The sequence below is a fragment of the Streptococcus oralis subsp. dentisani genome (assembly GCF_003944205.1).
Lineage (GTDB): Bacteria > Bacillota > Bacilli > Lactobacillales > Streptococcaceae > Streptococcus > Streptococcus oralis_BH.
The window spans coordinates 1-519 of record NZ_RJPH01000051.1; the positions used below are offsets into that span (position 1 = coordinate 1).

At 51.1% G+C, this 519-nt stretch carries 5 tRNA genes; all 5 read left to right on the forward strand.

From position 1 onward, the window contains the following. Window positions 1-7: 7 nt before the first annotated feature. The 5 genes from D8805_RS10080 (at window position 8) to D8805_RS10100 (ending at window position 450) form a co-directional block, all read left to right on the forward strand. Window positions 8-78, forward strand: a tRNA-Gly gene (locus D8805_RS10080). Window positions 79-112: 34 nt separating this feature from the next. Next, window positions 113-186: transfer RNA gene (locus D8805_RS10085), tRNA-Ile, on the forward strand. 11 nt (window positions 187-197) lie between these two features. Next, window positions 198-269 (forward strand) — tRNA-Glu (locus tag D8805_RS10090). Window positions 270-274: 5 nt separating this feature from the next. Then, window positions 275-364 (forward strand) — tRNA-Ser (locus D8805_RS10095). A gap of 12 nt (window positions 365-376) precedes the next feature. Beyond that, window positions 377-450: transfer RNA gene (locus tag D8805_RS10100), tRNA-Met, on the forward strand. Window positions 451-519: the final 69 nt, after the last annotated feature.

The following is a 519-nucleotide window of genomic DNA, read 5'->3' on the forward strand; positions in this document are numbered from 1 at the left end:
CATTTTAGCGGGTGTAGTTTAGTGGTAAAACTACAGCCTTCCAAGCTGTTGTCGCGAGTTCGATTCTCGTCACCCGCTTTGAACTTTGTTCAAATTACCAAGTTTTTAACTTGGGCGCGTAGCTCAGGTGGTTAGAGCGCACGCCTGATAAGCGTGAGGTCGGTGGTTCGAGTCCACTCGTGCCCATTTATGAATATGGTCCGTTGGTCAAGGGGTTAAGACACCGCCTTTTCACGGCGGTAACACGGGTTCGAATCCCGTACGGACTATTTTTGGAGGATTACCCAAGTCTGGCTGAAGGGAACGGTCTTGAAAACCGTCAGGCGTGTAAAAGCGTGCGTGGGTTCGAATCCCACATCCTCCTTTTTATTATTAACGCGGGATGGAGCAGCTCGGTAGCTCGTCGGGCTCATAACCCGAAGGTCGTAGGTTCAAATCCTGCTCCCGCAATTTGGCTCGGTAGCTCAGTTGGTAGAGCAATGGATTGAAGCTCCATGTGTCGGCGGTTCGATTCCGTCT